This window comes from Pseudalkalibacillus sp. R45, from assembly GCF_052246725.1.
Lineage (GTDB): Bacteria > Bacillota > Bacilli > Bacillales > Fictibacillaceae > Pseudalkalibacillus.
Map to the genome: position 1 here is coordinate 32,300 of NZ_JBQQCL010000014.1, position 16,686 is coordinate 48,985.

General features: G+C 43.4%; 18 protein-coding genes. 4 read left to right on the forward strand and 14 right to left on the reverse strand.

The window, feature by feature from the left end:
• Positions 1-47 precede the first annotated feature (47 nt).
• The 7 genes from paaC to ACTWQL_RS19045 form a co-directional block, all read right to left on the reverse strand.
• On the reverse strand, positions 48-833 hold the full coding sequence (gene paaC / locus ACTWQL_RS19015) for a 1,2-phenylacetyl-CoA epoxidase subunit PaaC (RefSeq protein WP_443143985.1): 786 nt from the start codon (positions 831-833) through the stop codon (positions 48-50).
• Positions 833-1,186 (reverse strand): 1,2-phenylacetyl-CoA epoxidase subunit PaaB, encoded by a 354-nt coding sequence (paaB, locus tag ACTWQL_RS19020; RefSeq protein WP_221568218.1) that lies wholly within the window; start codon positions 1,184-1,186, stop codon positions 833-835. The genes paaC and paaB overlap by 1 nt, the downstream gene beginning before the upstream one ends.
• Positions 1,187-1,207: 21 nt before the next feature.
• A complete protein-coding gene (paaA, locus tag ACTWQL_RS19025; protein WP_443143986.1) occupies positions 1,208-2,176 on the reverse strand; it encodes a 1,2-phenylacetyl-CoA epoxidase subunit PaaA in 969 nt (322 codons plus the stop codon).
• A gap of 81 nt (positions 2,177-2,257) precedes the next feature.
• The gene (gene paaK, locus ACTWQL_RS19030; RefSeq protein WP_443143987.1) at positions 2,258-3,592 is read right to left on the reverse strand and encodes a phenylacetate--CoA ligase PaaK; all 1,335 of its coding nucleotides are present in this window, start codon (positions 3,590-3,592) and stop codon (positions 2,258-2,260) included.
• Positions 3,593-3,862: 270 nt separating this feature from the next.
• On the reverse strand, positions 3,863-4,186 hold the full coding sequence (locus tag ACTWQL_RS19035) for a hypothetical protein (protein WP_443143988.1): 324 nt from the start codon (positions 4,184-4,186) through the stop codon (positions 3,863-3,865).
• Between the two features lie 469 nt (positions 4,187-4,655).
• Positions 4,656-5,651, reverse strand: a complete 996-nt coding sequence (locus ACTWQL_RS19040) for a lipoate--protein ligase (protein WP_443143989.1) — start codon at positions 5,649-5,651, stop codon at positions 4,656-4,658.
• 66 nt (positions 5,652-5,717) lie between these two features.
• Positions 5,718-6,455 (reverse strand): MBL fold metallo-hydrolase, encoded by a 738-nt coding sequence (locus tag ACTWQL_RS19045; RefSeq protein WP_443144039.1) that lies wholly within the window; start codon positions 6,453-6,455, stop codon positions 5,718-5,720.
• A gap of 151 nt (positions 6,456-6,606) precedes the next feature.
• Between ACTWQL_RS19045 and ACTWQL_RS19050 the strand changes: the two genes are divergently transcribed.
• Entirely contained in the window at positions 6,607-7,251 is a 645-nt protein-coding gene (locus ACTWQL_RS19050; protein WP_443143990.1) for an SDR family oxidoreductase, read from the forward strand.
• A gap of 195 nt (positions 7,252-7,446) precedes the next feature.
• Here ACTWQL_RS19050 and ACTWQL_RS19055 read toward each other — a convergent pair whose 3' ends face one another.
• The 6 genes from ACTWQL_RS19055 to ACTWQL_RS19080 form a co-directional block, all read right to left on the reverse strand.
• Positions 7,447-8,271 (reverse strand): carbohydrate ABC transporter permease, encoded by an 825-nt coding sequence (locus ACTWQL_RS19055; protein WP_443143991.1) that lies wholly within the window; start codon positions 8,269-8,271, stop codon positions 7,447-7,449.
• Between the two features lie 12 nt (positions 8,272-8,283).
• Positions 8,284-9,186 (reverse strand): carbohydrate ABC transporter permease, encoded by a 903-nt coding sequence (locus ACTWQL_RS19060; RefSeq protein ID WP_443143992.1) that lies wholly within the window; start codon positions 9,184-9,186, stop codon positions 8,284-8,286.
• Between the two features lie 16 nt (positions 9,187-9,202).
• The gene (locus ACTWQL_RS19065; RefSeq protein ID WP_443143993.1) at positions 9,203-10,459 is read right to left on the reverse strand and encodes an ABC transporter substrate-binding protein; all 1,257 of its coding nucleotides are present in this window, start codon (positions 10,457-10,459) and stop codon (positions 9,203-9,205) included.
• 26 nt (positions 10,460-10,485) lie between these two features.
• Complete coding sequence (locus ACTWQL_RS19070; RefSeq protein ID WP_443143994.1) at positions 10,486-12,588, reverse strand: glycogen debranching N-terminal domain-containing protein; 2,103 nt, start codon at positions 12,586-12,588, stop codon at positions 10,486-10,488.
• Positions 12,589-12,744: 156 nt separating this feature from the next.
• On the reverse strand, positions 12,745-12,903 hold the full coding sequence (locus ACTWQL_RS19075) for a hypothetical protein (RefSeq protein ID WP_443143995.1): 159 nt from the start codon (positions 12,901-12,903) through the stop codon (positions 12,745-12,747).
• 176 nt (positions 12,904-13,079) lie between these two features.
• Positions 13,080-13,619, reverse strand: a complete 540-nt coding sequence (locus ACTWQL_RS19080) for a phosphatase PAP2 family protein (protein WP_443143996.1) — start codon at positions 13,617-13,619, stop codon at positions 13,080-13,082.
• Positions 13,620-13,801: 182 nt separating this feature from the next.
• On the opposite strand from ACTWQL_RS19080, the gene ACTWQL_RS19085 reads away from it, so the two are divergent.
• Positions 13,802-14,170 (forward strand): VOC family protein, encoded by a 369-nt coding sequence (locus ACTWQL_RS19085; RefSeq protein WP_443143997.1) that lies wholly within the window; start codon positions 13,802-13,804, stop codon positions 14,168-14,170.
• On the opposite strand, the gene ACTWQL_RS19090 is transcribed toward ACTWQL_RS19085, so the two are convergent.
• Positions 14,167-14,685, reverse strand: a complete 519-nt coding sequence (locus ACTWQL_RS19090) for a gamma carbonic anhydrase (RefSeq protein WP_443143998.1) — start codon at positions 14,683-14,685, stop codon at positions 14,167-14,169. The genes ACTWQL_RS19085 and ACTWQL_RS19090 overlap by 4 nt on opposite strands.
• A gap of 91 nt (positions 14,686-14,776) precedes the next feature.
• Between ACTWQL_RS19090 and ACTWQL_RS19095 the strand changes: the two genes are divergently transcribed.
• Positions 14,777-15,580: a lysophospholipase gene (locus ACTWQL_RS19095; protein WP_443143999.1), complete on the forward strand. Its 804-nt coding sequence runs from the start codon at positions 14,777-14,779 to the stop codon at positions 15,578-15,580.
• Positions 15,581-15,584: 4 nt separating this feature from the next.
• A complete protein-coding gene (locus tag ACTWQL_RS19100; RefSeq protein ID WP_443144000.1) occupies positions 15,585-16,652 on the forward strand; it encodes a tetraprenyl-beta-curcumene synthase family protein in 1,068 nt (355 codons plus the stop codon).
• The last annotated feature ends 34 nt before the right edge of the window (positions 16,653-16,686 follow it).

Below are 16,686 nucleotides of genomic sequence, written 5' to 3' on the forward strand. Positions count from 1 at the left end.
TAATCCTCCTCTCAGGTTGAAATTTAGTTGTTTTGTAGTAATAGAACCTACCAGCCAGCAGCTGGATTCGTCTCATAAACCTCAGATAGTGTAGATAATGCTTGATCGAGGTCCTCTGTATGTTCTCCCTGGCGGCCGTTTCCTTTTGTCATGCCAAGTTCGCCAGGTAATGGTGCACCGATTTGTTCGAATGTCTTTTCCATATGTGCTAGCCATTTGTTGCGCATTTCCTCTTCACTCGCGATGTATCCTTTGCTTACCATTTCTTCAGCAAGGGGCCCTAGCGTAAGGACACCGTCCATTTCGTTCCAGCATATTTCAATCGCTGCTGTCATACGCTTTTTCGCTTCATCTGTACTGGTCATCAATTGCTTGAACCAGGTTTCCCAATGCATCAAGTGATATTGATGCTCGATCAGTGCTTTTGATGCAGCATCTGTAAGAGGTTCATAGCTTGATTGTTTCAAAGATTGCATGCGGATCTTTTTGTGGACGGAATAGAAATAGTTCCGTACAACCGCGAAAGCCCAGTCGAATTTCGGCTGTTCAAGGTACGTACCTTCTCCGTTCTTCTCTTCTAAAAGGACTGCGTTTCTGAATTTATCAGGTGTTCTCAAATGGGAGAGCTCATCCGCTTTCCCCTCACCTAATTCTTCAAGTAGACTGTAAAACTTCACCGCATGCCCCATCATGTCCTGGTTGATCGATGAATAGGCGACATCCTCTTCAATGTGTGGTGCAAGCCCGAGCCATTCTGAACCGCGATACGCTAAGATGAAATCATCATCTGCTAAGGAATAGAGCAGTTCCACTAGTGCTTTATCCTGTGCCATCACTCTTTTCCTCCCTTGCTGTTGCTAAGTAAACTTTGTTCTGTGAATTGTTCCTGTTGATATTTACGCCATTTTTTCTTCAAATAGCCGTAACCTTTCGTTTCGCGGTATTCTTTATTATTCAGCCGCTTCAGCATTTCACGTTCTTCCTGGGTCATTGTACGGATGTTGTCTCTCTTTGCTACCCAGATGTCAGCTACAGGCTCACGGCGGAAGAAGTTTTCCCTTGCCATGATCAATGCCATTTCTTCATTTGGAGCTAGAAGACTGAATTGATGTTGTAGTGGGCTTTTATCTGTTTTTTTACTGAATACTTCATACACACTGTAAAAACCGTCTTTTTCTTGGCTCAATGGTTTCCCCTCCTCGTCCGTCTATACTGCCTTCGATGTTGGATTTAAAGCCTCGCGCACCCAGGCATTGTTATCGTAAGAAGTTTTACGAAGTTCAAGTCTCTCTTTCGATTGCGGTCCGTTACCAGTCACGATTTCTTTGAATTCGCTCCAATCAGGGTCCTGATAAACCCACAATCCTTGCTCTTCATCAAAATGGATCGTCTCATCCGGAATCGTCAGGCCGAGTGACCAGATACGCGGTACATATTTCGTAAAGAACTCTTGTCGCAGCTCTTCGTTCGTTTTTTCACGGATCTTGTATCTCATGTTCTTATCGACGTGGGAAGTCGATGCATTCTCTTTGCTTTTCGGTCCGAAAAACATGAGCAGCGCAGTCCACCAGCGGTTGAGTGCATCCTGAAGCAACTCACGCTGTTCCGGTGTCCCCTCTGCCAGTGCCATGATGATGCTTTCACCGTGCTGCGCATGGAATACTTCCTCAGCGCAAATCCGTTTCAATGCTCTTGCATATGGCCCATAAGAAGAGTTCAGCATCATGCTTTGTGAAATGATTGCTGCTCCATCGACCAACCATGCGATGATTCCAGCGTCTCCCCATGTAGGCGCTTTCATATGAAACACATTATGAAACTTCAATTTCCCTGAAAACAAGTTTTGCATGATGTCTTCACGGTTCATGTCTAGTGGTTCCATCAAATCTTCCGCTACACGAAGCAACAGCTGGCCATGCCCCATCTCATCCTGCACCTTCGCCATGATTGCTAATTTACGGTGTAGAGACGGAGCTTTCGGGACCCATTCCTTTTCTGGAAGCGCTCCCATAATTTCGCTGATTCCATGCATGGAAATCAAACGAATCAAAGATTGACGGTAGTCATCAGGCATCCAATCGTTAGGTTCGATCTTCTCTCCGGCGTCAATCCGGTTCAGGAAGTGTTCGTACTTCTCATCTTCTGTCAACTGATCGAATGATTTCTCGATAGTCATCTATTATCACCTTCCATATATTACGTTTATTTAACGTCATTATAGAATATCGTCATAATTAATTCAATGCTTTTATTTGATTTACTTCTTCTGCAATACTTTCTCTTCTCTAAGATCTACGATTCTGACAGCCTTTCCTTCAGAGCGTGGAATTGAATTCGGCTCCATGATCTGGACGTGAATGGAAACAAGACAATTGGATTTGATCTGGTACTCGATCCGTCTTTTCAACTCATCCATATCAAGGTGCTTCATGTCTCCGCCACATTTTTCGAACGTCGATTCATTGACCTCGGCCTGAAGTTCGATCAGATCCATTGTTCCTTTTTTCTTCAATAAGATTTGATAGTGCGGAACAAGTTCTTCAACCTGCAATAAGCAGTTTTCAATTTCAGAAGGAAAGACGTTCACGCCGCGGATGATCAGCATATCATCAATCCGGCCTTTCACCCTCGACATCCGGACAGAGGTTCTGCCGCATTTACATGTCGTACGATCGATCGCCGCAATATCACCTGTACGATATCGAATGATTGGAAAAGCTTCCTTTGTCAGACTCGTAAAGACAAGCTCGCCATATTCTCCATCTTTCACCGGTTCAAGTGTCTCTGGATCGATTACCTCGACATAGAAATGGTCGTCAGCAATATGTAACCCGTTTTGTGATTCATGGCACTCGATCGATACCCCAGGTCCCATTATTTCACTTAATCCATATATATCAATCGCTTTAATATCCAGTTTCTCTTCAAGTGTCTGACGCATTTCTTCTGACCACGGCTCTGCACCGAAAATGCCGTACTTCAGGCTTGTCTGCCTTGGGTCTTTCCCCATCTTCTCCATCGATTCTGCTATATTGAGCACATACGAAGGTGTACCGCATATAACTTGAGGCTTGAAATCTTCAATAAGGAGAATTTGACGTGTCGTATTACCTCCGGAAACGGGAACTGTCACCATCCCAAGCTGTTCGGATCCGTAATGGAGTCCTAAGCCACCTGTGAACAGTCCGTAACCATAAGCATTATGCAATACATGACCGGGTTCTCCACCAGCAGCAGCAATCGCTCGAGCTACGACCTCGCTCCAGACCTCGATATCGCCTCTCGTATATCCTACGACAGTCGGTTTCCCGCTTGTCCCAGAAGATGCATGAACACGGACCATGTCTTTCTGATCGACTGCAAAAAGACCGAATGGATAGTGGTCACGCAGATCTTGTTTCTTAGTAAAAGGAAGCTTCTTTAAATCTTCAAGACTTCTAACCTGCTCTGGTGTAATGTTATTCTCGGCAAACTTTTCTTTGTAAAAAGGAACGTTTTCATAGACAACCTGGACGGTTTTTTGCAGCCTTTCAAGCTGCAGTTTTTCCTTGTCTTGCATATTCAGCGTTTCTTTTTCAACATTGTAAATCATATTACCCCTCCTTATATATAACGAAAAAATCTCGACACATAATATATACGGTATATAAAAATAGTATAAGGAAAGCGTTTTCTTGTGTCAATTTTCAGACAATAGCCTTTTTATCAAATTCACGAGTTATTTCGGGTACGCATTGATATATCTCTGATTTACACTGATTTCTTCTATTTTTGCTTTGATTTCCTCGCTAATCGGAATAAAGAAAACCTTACAAAGCCTAAATATAAAAAAACTCCCTTTCATTAAAAAGGGAGGTTGCTTCTAATAATAGTAAGGATACGGATAAGGCGCGAAGTAAGGCACTAGTGATAAGGCTGCTAGACCAGCTAACGGTAATAAAAGACCCCCGAACCTCCTGAATCTTGGTTGGCGATAGTCTTCCCTGTCATAGGATTCCGGTTCCATCATCTGCGGCACAAGGAGTTCTACCTTATCCTTTTTCACACCCATAATGATTGCATCGAATTTTTTACCGTCCTTCGTTTCAACAAGCACATGGTAGTTTTTATATTGCTTACATTTGTCGTGCATATATTTCGCCCGTTCGTCGTCTCGGATTGATTCATCATAATGATGTTCTGACATTATCCATCCTCTCCTTTCTCACAATGTCATGATATTCACCCAGAAGAATGATGTGCCTAATTTTTTCTAGACGATCCGATTTTTGCGAAATCACTCTCGAAGGAAATCTTTTACAAGACTTTACGATTAAAACTGCAGAGGTTGAAGTCAAATAAGTTACGACCCAATTATTAGAGGACACCAAAGACCTTATTCGCCTCATAAACCCCATCTTCAGAAATTTAGTGGACACCAGAGACCTTATTCGCCTAAAACCTGAGAAAATCATGATCGTTTTCGGCAATTAGCGGAACAGATGTCCTCTAATTTTTGAAATCAACCCTTTTTGTCACAGATAGCGGAACAGATGTCCTCTAATTTCACCAGATGATCCAAAATTTGGACAGTTCTCCTCTGCCTCGTATTAGTGTTCTTGAATCCTCGAACAACGCAAATAAAAAAGCACCTGCTCATGGCAGATGCTTTATCACTAGTGGATCAAGTCTAAAAATTGCTCCCTCGTTATTTTTCCTAAGTAATGGCTGATATCAAGGTCAGCTAACGCTTTTTCAGTTTCAGCGTAGTCGTATCGGGCACCAATGAGACGTTTTTCGATATCTTCAACATCCCCGACACCAAAGAAATCGCCATAAATTTTACAGGCTTGAATCGTGTTCTTCTCCACATCCAGGCGTACATCCAGCTGTCCTGCTCCCTCAAAACGATGAGAATGTTTCACATTGAATTTAGGGGATTTACCATAATTCCAGTCCCAATTCTGATATCGGTCTGCTGAAATCTCACGGATGACTTTCCAATCCTCTTCAGTCAGTTGATATTGTGGAATTTCTTCTTCCCCTTCAAACAGATAGCGCAGCAATGTTTCTTTGAATTGCTCGGTCGTCATGTCTTGATCAAGATGGTCACGAATATTGGTGACACGGCTGCGGATCGATTTAATTCCCTTCGATTTGATTTTATCCATATTCACATTCAAAGCAGAGACGACATTCTCGATTTGCGAGTCGAACATAAGTGTTCCATGGCTGAACATCCGGCCTTTCGTTGAAAATTGCGCATTTCCTGAAATTTTCTTGCCCTCGACGAGGATATCATTGCGCCCGCTTAACTCAGCTGGAACACCAAGTTTATGAAGGGCTTTGATCACAGGTTCGGTAAACTTTTTAAAATCATGGAAGCTGTTTCCGTCGTCCTTTGTGAGGAAGCTGAAGTTCAAATTCCCATGATCATGATAGACTGCTCCCCCGCCGGAAAGCCTACGGACAACGTGGATTCCGTTTTCACGAACATACTCTGAATTGATTTCTTCCACCGTATTCTGGTTTTTTCCGATGATGATCGAAGGTTCATTTATATAGAACAAGAGATATGTATCGTTGATATCCAGATGTTTCAGTACATATTCCTCAATCGCGAGGTTGATCCTCGGATCGGTAATATTTTCATTATCAATAAATAGTAACATGCTTGACCTCCTATATTTACTTAGTATCTTGCTATAAAAGGGATTGTCCAATTTGCCTTATATGACCTATTCACCTTTCCAGACAAAACCTTCTTCCGCTAAAACGACCTCCCCATTGAACTGTTCTTGCGCCTCCGGAACAAGCTGATTGATTTCACCGAAATGAGGCAGATGGGTTAAAATCAATTTCCCAACATTCGATTCACGGGCGATTTGACCAGCTTCTTCGCTCGTCATATGCCCTACACTCGCCCCATCCATCCCCTTATAAAGATTGGATTCACATAGTAAAAGATCCACTCCTCGGAAAAAAGGAAAGAAGGATTCTTGAAAACTTGAGTCAGCGGTGTAACCGATCGTGTGACGCATGCCTTCAATCCGCATTGCATAACATGGAACAGCGTGCTTCGTTTGTAAAAAGGTGATTTTGAAAGGACCAACTGAAATTGGCAGCGCCGGGTTATATTCCTTTGAAGCAGTAAACGTTTTGTATGCGAGTCTATTGAATTCTGTTTCATTAAAACGATGACCGTAAATCGGGAGTTCAGGCAATGTTGTTCCAGTATGTGATTTGACAAGTCTTGCGAATTGCAATGGGCCGATATCTGCAATATGATCGGCATGATAATGGGAGATGACGACTGCATCCAGGTCTTCTACATTTATATAAGACTGAACTTTCGAAAGGACGCCACTTCCACAATCAACCAATAAATTGAATCCATTCTCCTGTACCAAATACCCTGAAGTTGCTTCTCCCGCTTTAGGAAATCCACCCCAGCAGCCGACAACAGTTACTTTCAATAAACTCACCTCATTCACTTTTATACCTATAATTGTATATAACATAAGTCTTTACTTCTAGTATACCGCTATGACTTGTATCGAACCGTTTATATTCCCGTGATTTGTGGTAAATAATAATTATGTTTTCACTGAAAGGAGTTTTGATAGGATGAAAGTACTTGTAGTTGGAGCAAACGGCGGTACAGGCCGTCATATACTTAGGATGTTAGGTGAAAGTAATGACCATCAAGCTATAGCGATGATCCGTGATATTACACAGTCTGCTGAATTGGAGAAGCTCGGAATCAGTGAAACTGTACTGGCTGATTTAGAAGATGAGGTGGATCATGCTGTAGAAGGCTGCGATGCCATTCTCTTTGCAGCCGGGTCTGGTTCGAAGACAGGCCCTGAAAAAACAATCACTGTTGACCAGGAAGGTGCGATCAAGCTTGTGCAAGCCGCTGAAAAACATGGCGTGAAACGGTTCGTCATGCTGAGTACAGTCGGAGCTGATAACCCAGAGTATGGATCAGAAGGTATGAAACATTACTTTGAAGCAAAGAAAAAAGCGGATGACGCATTAAGGGAAAGCTCTCTCTCATACACGATCGTAAGACCAGGCAGACTCTCTTACGACGCTGGAACTGGTAAAATCAGAGCAGCAGCACAACTTGACGACTATTCAGGTGACATTTCACGCGAAGATGTTGCAAAAGTGATGATTGAATCGCTCAATGTTGAAAATACAAAAGGTAAAACCTTTGAATTCCTCTCAGGCGATACGGATATCGTGGAGGCATTGAAGGCGTTATAAAGAAAGCCAAACCTTTGGCGCAGGCTGAGCTATAGTTGCGCTTATATTGAAGAAAGTATTTTATACTTTCTTTAAATGTAATGAAAAAGGGGCTGTTCCAAATTTTGGGCAGCCCCTCCTTTTTTATATAACTTTGTCCAGATAATCCAAGGTTTTGTCCAAATAAACCGGAATCTTGTTCAGATCCACAAATCCTCACTTATCTCCCGTAAGCTTTAGTCCTTTTACAAAATACCTGTTGAAGAAGGCATAAATGACGAGGACCGGCAGTGTGAACACCATCGATGCCGCCATGATATAGTTCCAGTAACTGATGAACTGGCCTTTAAAGGAATTCAGTCCAAGCGGAAGCGTAAACATATCAGGGCTCGACAATATGACAAGTGGTCTGAAAAAGTCATTCCAGAACGCCATGAAAACGAAGATCGTCTGCGCCGCAAGTGCTGGCTTCGCTAAAGGAAGGACGATTCGGAAAAACGTACCGAATTTTCCGAGTCCATCAATTGCCGCTGCTTCCTCAATCTCTTTCGGAAAATTGATGAAGAACTGTCTCATCATGAAGATGAAGGTCGCATTGACAGCCCCTGGGATGATCATTCCTTGATACGAATCAAGCCATCCGAGTTCCTTCAATATTAAAAAGTTCGGAATCAATGTAACCTGGAACGGAATCATCAGTACCGCCAAAACGATCAAGAAAATACTTTTCCGTCCTGGGAAGCTCAACCTTGCAAGCGCATAGCCTGCCATTGAATTCAAAAGAAGATTCAACAACGTGCCCACACCTGCAATAATAACGCTGTTGAACAACCATTTTAAAAATAAAGGTTGTCTCGCAAAGATTTCTTTATAATTTTCAAGTGTAAATTCTTTCGGAATGAAGTTGATGGAACCGCTGACGATTTCCCCCAATGTTTTGAAAGAAGAAGACAGAGCCCATAAAAACGGAATGAGTGTTATGATCGCGTATACGATGAGCACCGCATACAGAAAGATCCTTCCGACTGATCGCTTTTTCATGGTATCCCTCCTTTAATAAAGTGATTCTTCTTTTGATAGTTTCCGTTGCAACAAAGTAGCTATGAGGATGACGATCGCCAACATGAATGCGAGTGCCGTGGCGTATCCCATCGTACCTAAAGTTTTGAAAGCATATTGATAGATCAAGAGGACAACAGTCAACGTCGAATTGTTCGGTCCGCCGGAACCTCCTGAAAAGATATAAGACTGGTCAAACAGCTGAAAAGTCCCGATCAATCCCATGATGACAACGAATGAAGTCACTGGTCGAAGGTTCGGTACGGTGATATTCCAGAATTTCTGGATCCCGCTTGCCCCATCCAACTCTGCTGCCTCATATTGACTGTCCGGAATATCCTGGAGGGCAGCTAAATAGATGACCATGAAAAACGGTGCTGTTGCCCAGATGTTCATGATCATGATCGCAGTAAGTGCTACATCGGGGTCACCAATCCAGTTATACGTTGGAAGATTGAAAAACTTCAGTATATGGTTGATCAAGCCGTTCTGGTTGTACATCCACATGAAGATCAAGGTCAAAACGGCAGAAGAAGTCAACGTCGGGAGAAAATAGATGACCCTGAAAAACTTTTGTCCTTTTAGACCTGCATTTAACGTAGCTGCAAGGACTAAAGCGAGAAAAGTCTGTGCAGGGACCACGATTGCTACATATAATGCGGTGTTTTTCAACGCGATGATTGCACGATCATCGAATGTTACTTTCAAGTAATTGTCTAGACCACGGAATTCATAAGCTGCACCCCCTATCAATTCCACTTTGTGCAATGAAAGAAATATGGAATAGAGGATCGGTGCAATGACAAATAACCCGAGGATCACGAGAGCGGGTGCCAGGAAAGCATATCCCTGCCCTGCTTCCCGCCATCCCCTTTTTGATAGACTGCTCTTTTTCATAGAATTTCACCTCTCCTCATTCTGTCACTTTGATTTCTTTATTTGCTTGTCTTTGTGCATCCTTTAATGCTTCATCCAAAGGTCGATCACCTAAATACGCACTTAAAAACTGATTGTTGAAGTTGTTCATGACTATCGGGAGGGATGGACCATCCTGCCATACTGTGGCATATTCAGCGCCTTGTACAAGCGGAGCTCTAAGTTCATCCTCATCATATCCGAGTTCTTCTGCGACAGATTTCCGGGTTGGAAGGGCGAATCCTTTGCTCGTCCATTTCTTCATCCCTTTTTTACTAGTCAAATAAGAAATGAGTTCCCAAGATTCTTTCTTGTGTTCAGATTCAGCGTTCATCGCATAGCCTACAGTGAATGCCATTGTGCCTTTTTTACCATTGATGGTCGGAAGCTCTGCGGTTCCATATTCAAGGTCTGGAAAAGTCTCTTCAAGAAATGGAATATTCCAGTTCCCCTCCATCACCATCGCAGCCTTTCCTTGTCCGAACATCTCACCAGCATCACCAGCACCGACTTCGGAAGGCTGCACGGCCGTCTTCTCCTTCAAATGCATATCAATGATCGGCTGTATACCATCGACAACCTTTTCTTCTGCAAATGTTGCTCGGCCATCCGTAATCACTTCTCCGCCCTGGGATTCAGCCATATAATACAGGCGTGCAAGCTCAGGCATTACGCCCAGACCATAGACACCTTCTTCCGCCTTGGTCAATTTTTTCGCCGTATCTTCCATCTCCTCCCATGTTTGAGGAGGACCATCAATTCCAGCTTCCTTGAACATTTTTTTATTGTAGAAAAGTGCTAGTGTAGAATAATCTTTCGGTAGACCGTATACCTTCCCATCAGCCTTAAAAGCATCCAGCATCGGTTCTTCAAAATCACCAAGATCGAAATCCTCTGTTATATACTTATCTAGTGGTGCAACTGCCCCTGTTTCGATCAGTGCCGGGGCTTCAAACGCATCCAGATAGAAAACATCAGCTGCAGTTCCTCCAATGAGACGGGTCTTCAGGACGTCCATGTATTGATCGCTGATCACATTCAATTTGACATCAATATTGGGATGTTCTTTTTCAAAATCCGCAATCACTTCGTTGAGCAGTTTTTGCTCGACTGGATTCCCTCCCCAGCCGCTTAAAACGATTTCAGTCTTTCCGCCATCCGAAGAACTGTCCCGATCACTGCATCCAGCAAGAAGCAAAGCAAGCAATAACGTGGTCAGTCCAACGACAGACATCCATTTTTTATGACTGTTCATGTTTACACTCCTCTTAGTTTTTTCTACTAAGCCTGATGATGTTGAGTCACTTCATATCCCGTCGTATTCTCTAAAATATCAACTGTTAGCGTTCCATTTTCACGGCGGACATGAACGGATAGGAATCCTTGTCCAACACGTAATCGCTCCACCTTCAACTCATTCATTCCTACCAAAAGACACGGAGATAAATTGATACGTTCATTAAGACTGTCTGGAAATAATCCGAGCACCGTCTGAACGAAGACGAGCGGTGTTCCTGCCGCCCATGCCTGTGGCGAACAAGCCACCGGATACTTCACCGTCCTGCCAAGTGATTGATCATATCCACAGAAAAGCTCTGGCAATCTGTCATATTCAAAGTCTTTTGATGCGGTAATCAACCCGGTGATGATTTTATTGGCAAAGGACTGTCGTTTCACTTTGCTCATGCCGAGAAGGATCATACTGTTGTCATGCGGCCAAACACTTCCATCATGATAGCTCATCGGATTATATCCTGCTTCTCCCTCTGCCATCGTCCGGATCCCATAACCAGAGAAGAAGCCCGGCGAGACAAGTTTCTCGATGACAGAATCGGCTTTCTTTTCCTCAAGCATCTCTGCCAACAGGACATGCCCGGGGTTCGATGTCAATGTGCCGACCTGGTTTTTATCTTTATCGAGAGCAATGGCATGGAAATCGAGATCTTCCATCCAAAAGCTTTCATTATACTTTTCTTTCAGATCTTCAGCTTGTGCTTTGAGTGCTTCTGCTTTTTCTGTATTTCCTTGTGTTTCATATATCGCAGCGATCCCCATTTTTGCTTGATAAACATATCCCTGGACTTCTGATAAGGCAATCGGGGTTTCCGCATAATCTCCGTTTCGATGGACAACCGAGTCAGCGGAATCCTTCCAGCCCTGGTTTGCGATACCTTTGCTGGACTCCTGGTGGTACTCGACGAATCCATCTCCATCCCTGTCACCATATTCATTAATCCAATTCAACGCTGCCTCAATGTTTGGTGCCAATTCTTCGACAAGCTGGAGGTCGCCTGTCCACTTCACATATTCAGTAAGTAAAACTAAAAACAATGGTGTAGCATCAATCGTCCCGTAGTATGGGGTGAATGGGATTTGATCGGTTGCAGCGAGCTCTCCATATCGGATTTCATGCATGATCTTTCCAGGCTGTTCGTCACGCCAGCTATTCATCTCTTTTCCTTGATAGGCAGCCAATGTGCGGAGTGTACCTTTCGCGATATCCGGGTTGATCGAAAGCATTTGTAACGCTGCGATGAGGCTGTCTCTGCCGAATGGGACGCCGAACCACGGCAAACCTGCCACCGGAAATCTACCAAAACCGATATCCGTCAGCAGCACCCGCAGGTCCCCGACTCCTCGATCAACAAGTCTTTGAAGCGGCAGATGATCTGTGGTGATCGTCGTCGTTTCAGCGTTCCATTGTTCGTAGGACTGTTTCAGCTTTTCAAGCGCTTGTCCGGGGGAGATGATCTGTCCAGAATCCCCGTCAATTTCTGGTACGACAGTGACTGTGACAGCCTGCGCTTCCCCATGCTCCAAATTGAACTTAAAAGAAATGCTCCCTTCTTTTGTCACTTCAGCAGCTTTACGATCCCAACGAATATTTGTGGTCCGCTGCACGTGATCTGCTCCTTCGTAATGGTAAGTGAGCCTCGTTTCTTCATAATCCACTCCTGTCCGTTTTCCAACATTTCCGGATTGGAAACCGCGGACGATGAACATATCCGCAAAATCTACATCCACATGCAGGCTAAAATCGAATTCAACGGGCTTAGGATAGTAGTTTTTCAGTTGGATGGTTTCATAGAGTACCCCATCATAGATGAAACGTGTCCGTTCAATTTCTACAGATTCCCTCCATAAGATGAGTTCTCCATCCCTTTCCATGTGTGGATTGGTCAAAAGGATTTTGGCCATATAGTTTTCATCTGCTGAAGATGACAGAAGGATGGGATCCTCTCCATTGATTTTCACATCCAGTTTGTTCAAAAACCGGGTATCCTTCGTATATAGTCCAAGACCATAACTGTTTTCGACTGGAATGTTACCTTTATCATCTGTTAATAAAAATAAATCGTTTTCTTTGATTACTCTATAATCCATTGTTGATTCCCCCATTTTAATCAGTTACTGCGTAATCCGAAACGTTTTGGAAATTATGTGTAAAAAAACCTTGGCTGAGCCCTGAATTGTTATCTCCGTAAAACGTACTTCAAAACTATAGGCTCTTTTCTAAAAGATTGTTGCTTTTGAGTCATTTTAAAAAAACTCACCTTGTGCAAGTTGATTGGAGAGCAAGGTGCGAGACTCCACGAAAATGAAAATCGCATTTTCTTCGTGCGATATAACGCTGCCGAAGCTTTCCTTGTCCTGCGGGATCAGCGTGCCTACTACCTGAATAATCTCCTCGCAAGGCATGCGACGAGGAAGCTCGCTTCGACAGGACTTTCTAGGAGCACAAATGCTTCCTTGAAAAGGAGACTCCTGAGGTCGCAAGGCGACGAGTGGGCTCACAGCACGCCCCGCGGAAAGCGAGCATCCTGGAGCGGAAATCAACGACTTTCAAGAGCAACAAAGTTTGTGGAAACTGCCTTTTAGAAAGTAAGGGGGAAGAAGTAGAAATGAACCAGCCAGCCTGTCACTGTTCCAATCAATATTCCACCAATTACATCAGTTGGATAATGCATGCCAAGATACATTCTTGAAATCGCCACTGAAAAGGAAATCGGTAATAAAACAATCGAAAGAAGTGGATTCCACAGAATAAGAGGTGTAGTGACAGAAAACGTTGCGGTCGTATGGCCTGATGGAAACGAATGGTCCTTAAGCAGTCTTGATATTGTGATGGTTTCAGGCAAAACCATGTAAGGACGTTTTCGAGGGTAAATCTTTTTACTGAGTTGAACAGGTATATGGCTGATAGTAAGGGCCAATAAGCTTTGTACAGCTATGTTACGTAAATCCCCTGATCCCAAAACGAGCAACAACAGACAGATCCCGATAGATCCGGTAGCCCCTCCTAGATGTGTTACAGTCATGAAATACCTGCTTAATGCAGATTTTTGACATTTGCTGTTCACCCACTGAAAGACAGAGCATTCCCTTTCATGAAGCCAATTGATAACTTTCGCCAACGTGGATCTCTCCCTCGATAGGATTTACTCCATTTTATCGTCCCTATATTAGGGAAATATCAATATGATGTTAAATATTTGTAGAGATCGATTCAATCCAGACATTATACTTTCATTTTATAGGATGATAAAATTGTAAAAGTGGGTATAAATAAGTAATTGATAGGGATGGAGGGATTAAGATGTATAAAGGAATACACCACGTATCACTTGAAGTGAAGAAACTGAAGAAGGCAAGAACCTTTTATGAGAAAGTGATCGGTTTTCAAGTCAGTCCAGACCGGCCGGACTTCGATTTTGATGGGATCTGGTACCAAATTGGCGATACACAACTCCATTTGATTGTGAATGAAAAATTGGATGAAGAAAGCAAACCGTCTTTAGACAGCCGTGCGCGTCATTTCGCGGTCAGGGTCGAATCAATCGATGACATACTTGAACGGCTTGAAAAAGCGGGTTATTGTTACCTGAACAAGCCAACCAGTAAAACCGGCTGGCATCAAGTGTTTGTACAGGATCCTGATGGAAATGTGATCGAATTTAACGCTTAGGATTTCTTCTGCATCTGTTTATAATATTGTCCTCGTTCTACATATTCAGTGCGGATCCTTTCCATGTCTCTTAAGTCCTCTTCATTCAACTCTCTTACCACTTTTGCTGGACGGCCGAAGGCAAGTGAGTTTGGAGGAACTTTTTTACCTGGTGGTACTAAGCTGCCAGCTCCTACAAAAGCACCCTCACCAATTTCAGCTCCATCAAGGATAAGGGAACCCATCCCGATCAAGGCTTTCTTTCGGATGGTACAGCTATGTAATGTCACTTGATGACCGACTGTAACATCATCTTCAAGGACAAGAGGGTTATTTGGGCTTTGATGGAGCATGGAGAGGTCTTGTACATTTACACGTTTTCCAATGAAGGTCGGTGCTACATCACCACGGATGACTGAATTAAACCAGATTGAGGATTGTTCCTCGATCGTGACATCACCTGAAATGACGACACCATCTCCAATGAAAACCGTAGAATCAATTTTGGGTTCTGTTCCTTTATATGGATAAATCAAAGTATCATCCTCTTTCTTTTATGAATAAATAGTTGTATGAAATCAATAGCAGTTTAGCAAATTATAGAGTAGAAGAAAAGGGGCGTCGTACATGTGGATCTGGGAAGCAGAAGATGCAAAAGCAGTAATCGTGATGGTCCATGGTGCTGGCGAGCATCATGGCAGATATGAATGGTTATGCTCGCAGTGGGTAGCAAACGGTTATCACGTCGTCATGGGTGATTTACCCGGGCAAGGTGCAACCCGTCGGAACAGAGGACATATCTACTCATTCAGCGAATATATAGATACAATCGAAAACTGGATGGAAGCAGCTGCACAATTTGGTCTGCCAATCTTTTTGTTTGGTCATAGTATGGGGGGACTTGCGGTCATCCGTGCACTGACGGAAAGAAAAATGCCCGTGAACGCAGTGATCCTATCTTCACCGTGTCTGGGAATCATTTATAAACCTCCAAAACCAGTTGAGGCATTATCTCGAGTCATCAATCGTGTATACCCTACATTACGATTAAAATCGGATCAAGGGTTTGGAAAAGCGACAAGATCAAAGGAACGGATTGAACAGGACCTAAAGGATGCTTTTTATGTGAAAAAAGTATCCATCCGCTGGTACCGGGAGTTGATGACCTCAATCAAGATTGCCCACCAATCCGTCAGCCAATTTCCTGATGTTCCGCTGTTGGTCTTGCAAGCTGGAAATGATTTGATTGTAGACAAAGAGAGTGTAAGAAGCTGGTTCAATCAACTGAATTTAATGGAAAAATCCTATAAAGAATGGCCCGGACTTTACCATGAAATATTGAATGATCCAGAACGAGAGCAAGTTTTCCTTTATCTATCCCGCTTTGTAAATTTATTATTAACCTTCGAAGAGAATCTTCAAAAGGAGTGAAACTATGAAGGAGGCCCCTTCACAACCATGGTCATTGATGATGAGGATTTACAAGGAAATCATTCCGACTGTACACCATGAATTAGATTTTTGGAGAAAAAAGGCGGAGCGTATTCCGAATGAAGAATTAAGGACCCAGGCGATTGCCAGCATCAATTCGAAAACGTTCCATTGTGAGGGCGGTGCGATCTATGCCTTGCTCTCCACTGATCCTGTCAGTCGGAAGGAAGTCATCCGATTCATTGTGGCTTATCAAACAATCAGTGATTATCTTGATAACTTGTGTGACAGAAGTACGTCGTTGGACCCGGAAGATTTCAGTTTGCTCCATAGATCCATGAAGCATGCCTTGACACCTGGAGCTCCCGTAGAAAATTATTATAGACTTCGTGAGGAGCAAGATGATGGCGGTTATCTGCCTGACCTTGTTCGAACCTGTCAAAATGTACTCGAGGGGCTGCCTGGTTTTTTGCAAATCCACTCGGGCCTTCTTGAATTGGCGGAGCATTACTGTAACCTGCAAATACATAAACATGTGACGCACGAAGAGAGAGTCACAAGACTGCAACGGTGGTTTTCTGAGAATGAAAAAGAACTTCCAGCGATGAGCTGGTATGAATTTTCGGCATGTGCCGGATCGACGTTAGGGATCTTCTGCCTCGCTTCCTATGCCTCCAACGGTGAGGTTGATCCCAAGCTTGTCGAAAAGGTGAAGGAAGGGTATTTCCCATGGATCCAGGGTCTCCACATCATGATGGATTATTTAATCGATCAGCAGGAGGACAAGGACGGCGGGGATCTCAATTTCTGTTTTTACTATGAAAATCAGGATACGATGATTGATCGTCTATTACACTTTTTTAAAATGGCAGACCGCTCAGCACAAGACCTTCCGCATTCGAAATTCCACACCTTGATAACGAGAGGGCTTCTCGGCATCTATTCAACCGATGCCAAGGTGAAAGGGCAACGTGACGTACAAACAGTCCTTAAAAAACTGATGCGGGCAGGAGGAATGTCAGCTTATTATTTTTACTGGAACAGCTGGGTCTATCGTAAATTGAAAGCATGAATAATTGAGATGTTTTAAAGATAATGGTAAGGGA

Excerpts from the sequence above, each read along its gene's own strand:
- ACTWQL_RS19085 (WP_443143997.1), top strand. The coding sequence starts at position 13,802 with ATGTATAAAGGAATACACCACGTATCACTTGAAGTGAAGAAACTGAAG.
- ACTWQL_RS19075 (WP_443143995.1), bottom strand. The coding sequence starts at position 12,903 with ATGCCTTGCGAGGAGATTATTCAGGTAGTAGGCACGCTGATCCCGCAG.
- ACTWQL_RS19040 (WP_443143989.1), bottom strand. The coding sequence starts at position 5,651 with ATGTTACTATTTATTGATAATGAAAATATTACCGATCCGAGGATCAAC.
- ACTWQL_RS19050 (WP_443143990.1), top strand. The coding sequence starts at position 6,607 with ATGAAAGTACTTGTAGTTGGAGCAAACGGCGGTACAGGCCGTCATATA.
- ACTWQL_RS19065 (WP_443143993.1), bottom strand. The coding sequence starts at position 10,459 with ATGAACAGTCATAAAAAATGGATGTCTGTCGTTGGACTGACCACGTTA.
- ACTWQL_RS19095 (WP_443143999.1), top strand. The coding sequence starts at position 14,777 with ATGTGGATCTGGGAAGCAGAAGATGCAAAAGCAGTAATCGTGATGGTC.
- ACTWQL_RS19100 (WP_443144000.1), top strand. The coding sequence starts at position 15,585 with ATGAAGGAGGCCCCTTCACAACCATGGTCATTGATGATGAGGATTTAC.
- ACTWQL_RS19035 (WP_443143988.1), bottom strand. The coding sequence starts at position 4,186 with ATGTCAGAACATCATTATGATGAATCAATCCGAGACGACGAACGGGCG.
- ACTWQL_RS19060 (WP_443143992.1), bottom strand. The coding sequence starts at position 9,186 with ATGAAAAAGAGCAGTCTATCAAAAAGGGGATGGCGGGAAGCAGGGCAG.
- ACTWQL_RS19070 (WP_443143994.1), bottom strand. The coding sequence starts at position 12,588 with ATGGATTATAGAGTAATCAAAGAAAACGATTTATTTTTATTAACAGAT.
- paaK (WP_443143987.1), bottom strand. The coding sequence starts at position 3,592 with ATGATTTACAATGTTGAAAAAGAAACGCTGAATATGCAAGACAAGGAA.
- ACTWQL_RS19055 (WP_443143991.1), bottom strand. The coding sequence starts at position 8,271 with ATGAAAAAGCGATCAGTCGGAAGGATCTTTCTGTATGCGGTGCTCATC.
- paaA (WP_443143986.1), bottom strand. The coding sequence starts at position 2,176 with ATGACTATCGAGAAATCATTCGATCAGTTGACAGAAGATGAGAAGTAC.
- paaC (WP_443143985.1), bottom strand. The coding sequence starts at position 833 with ATGGCACAGGATAAAGCACTAGTGGAACTGCTCTATTCCTTAGCAGAT.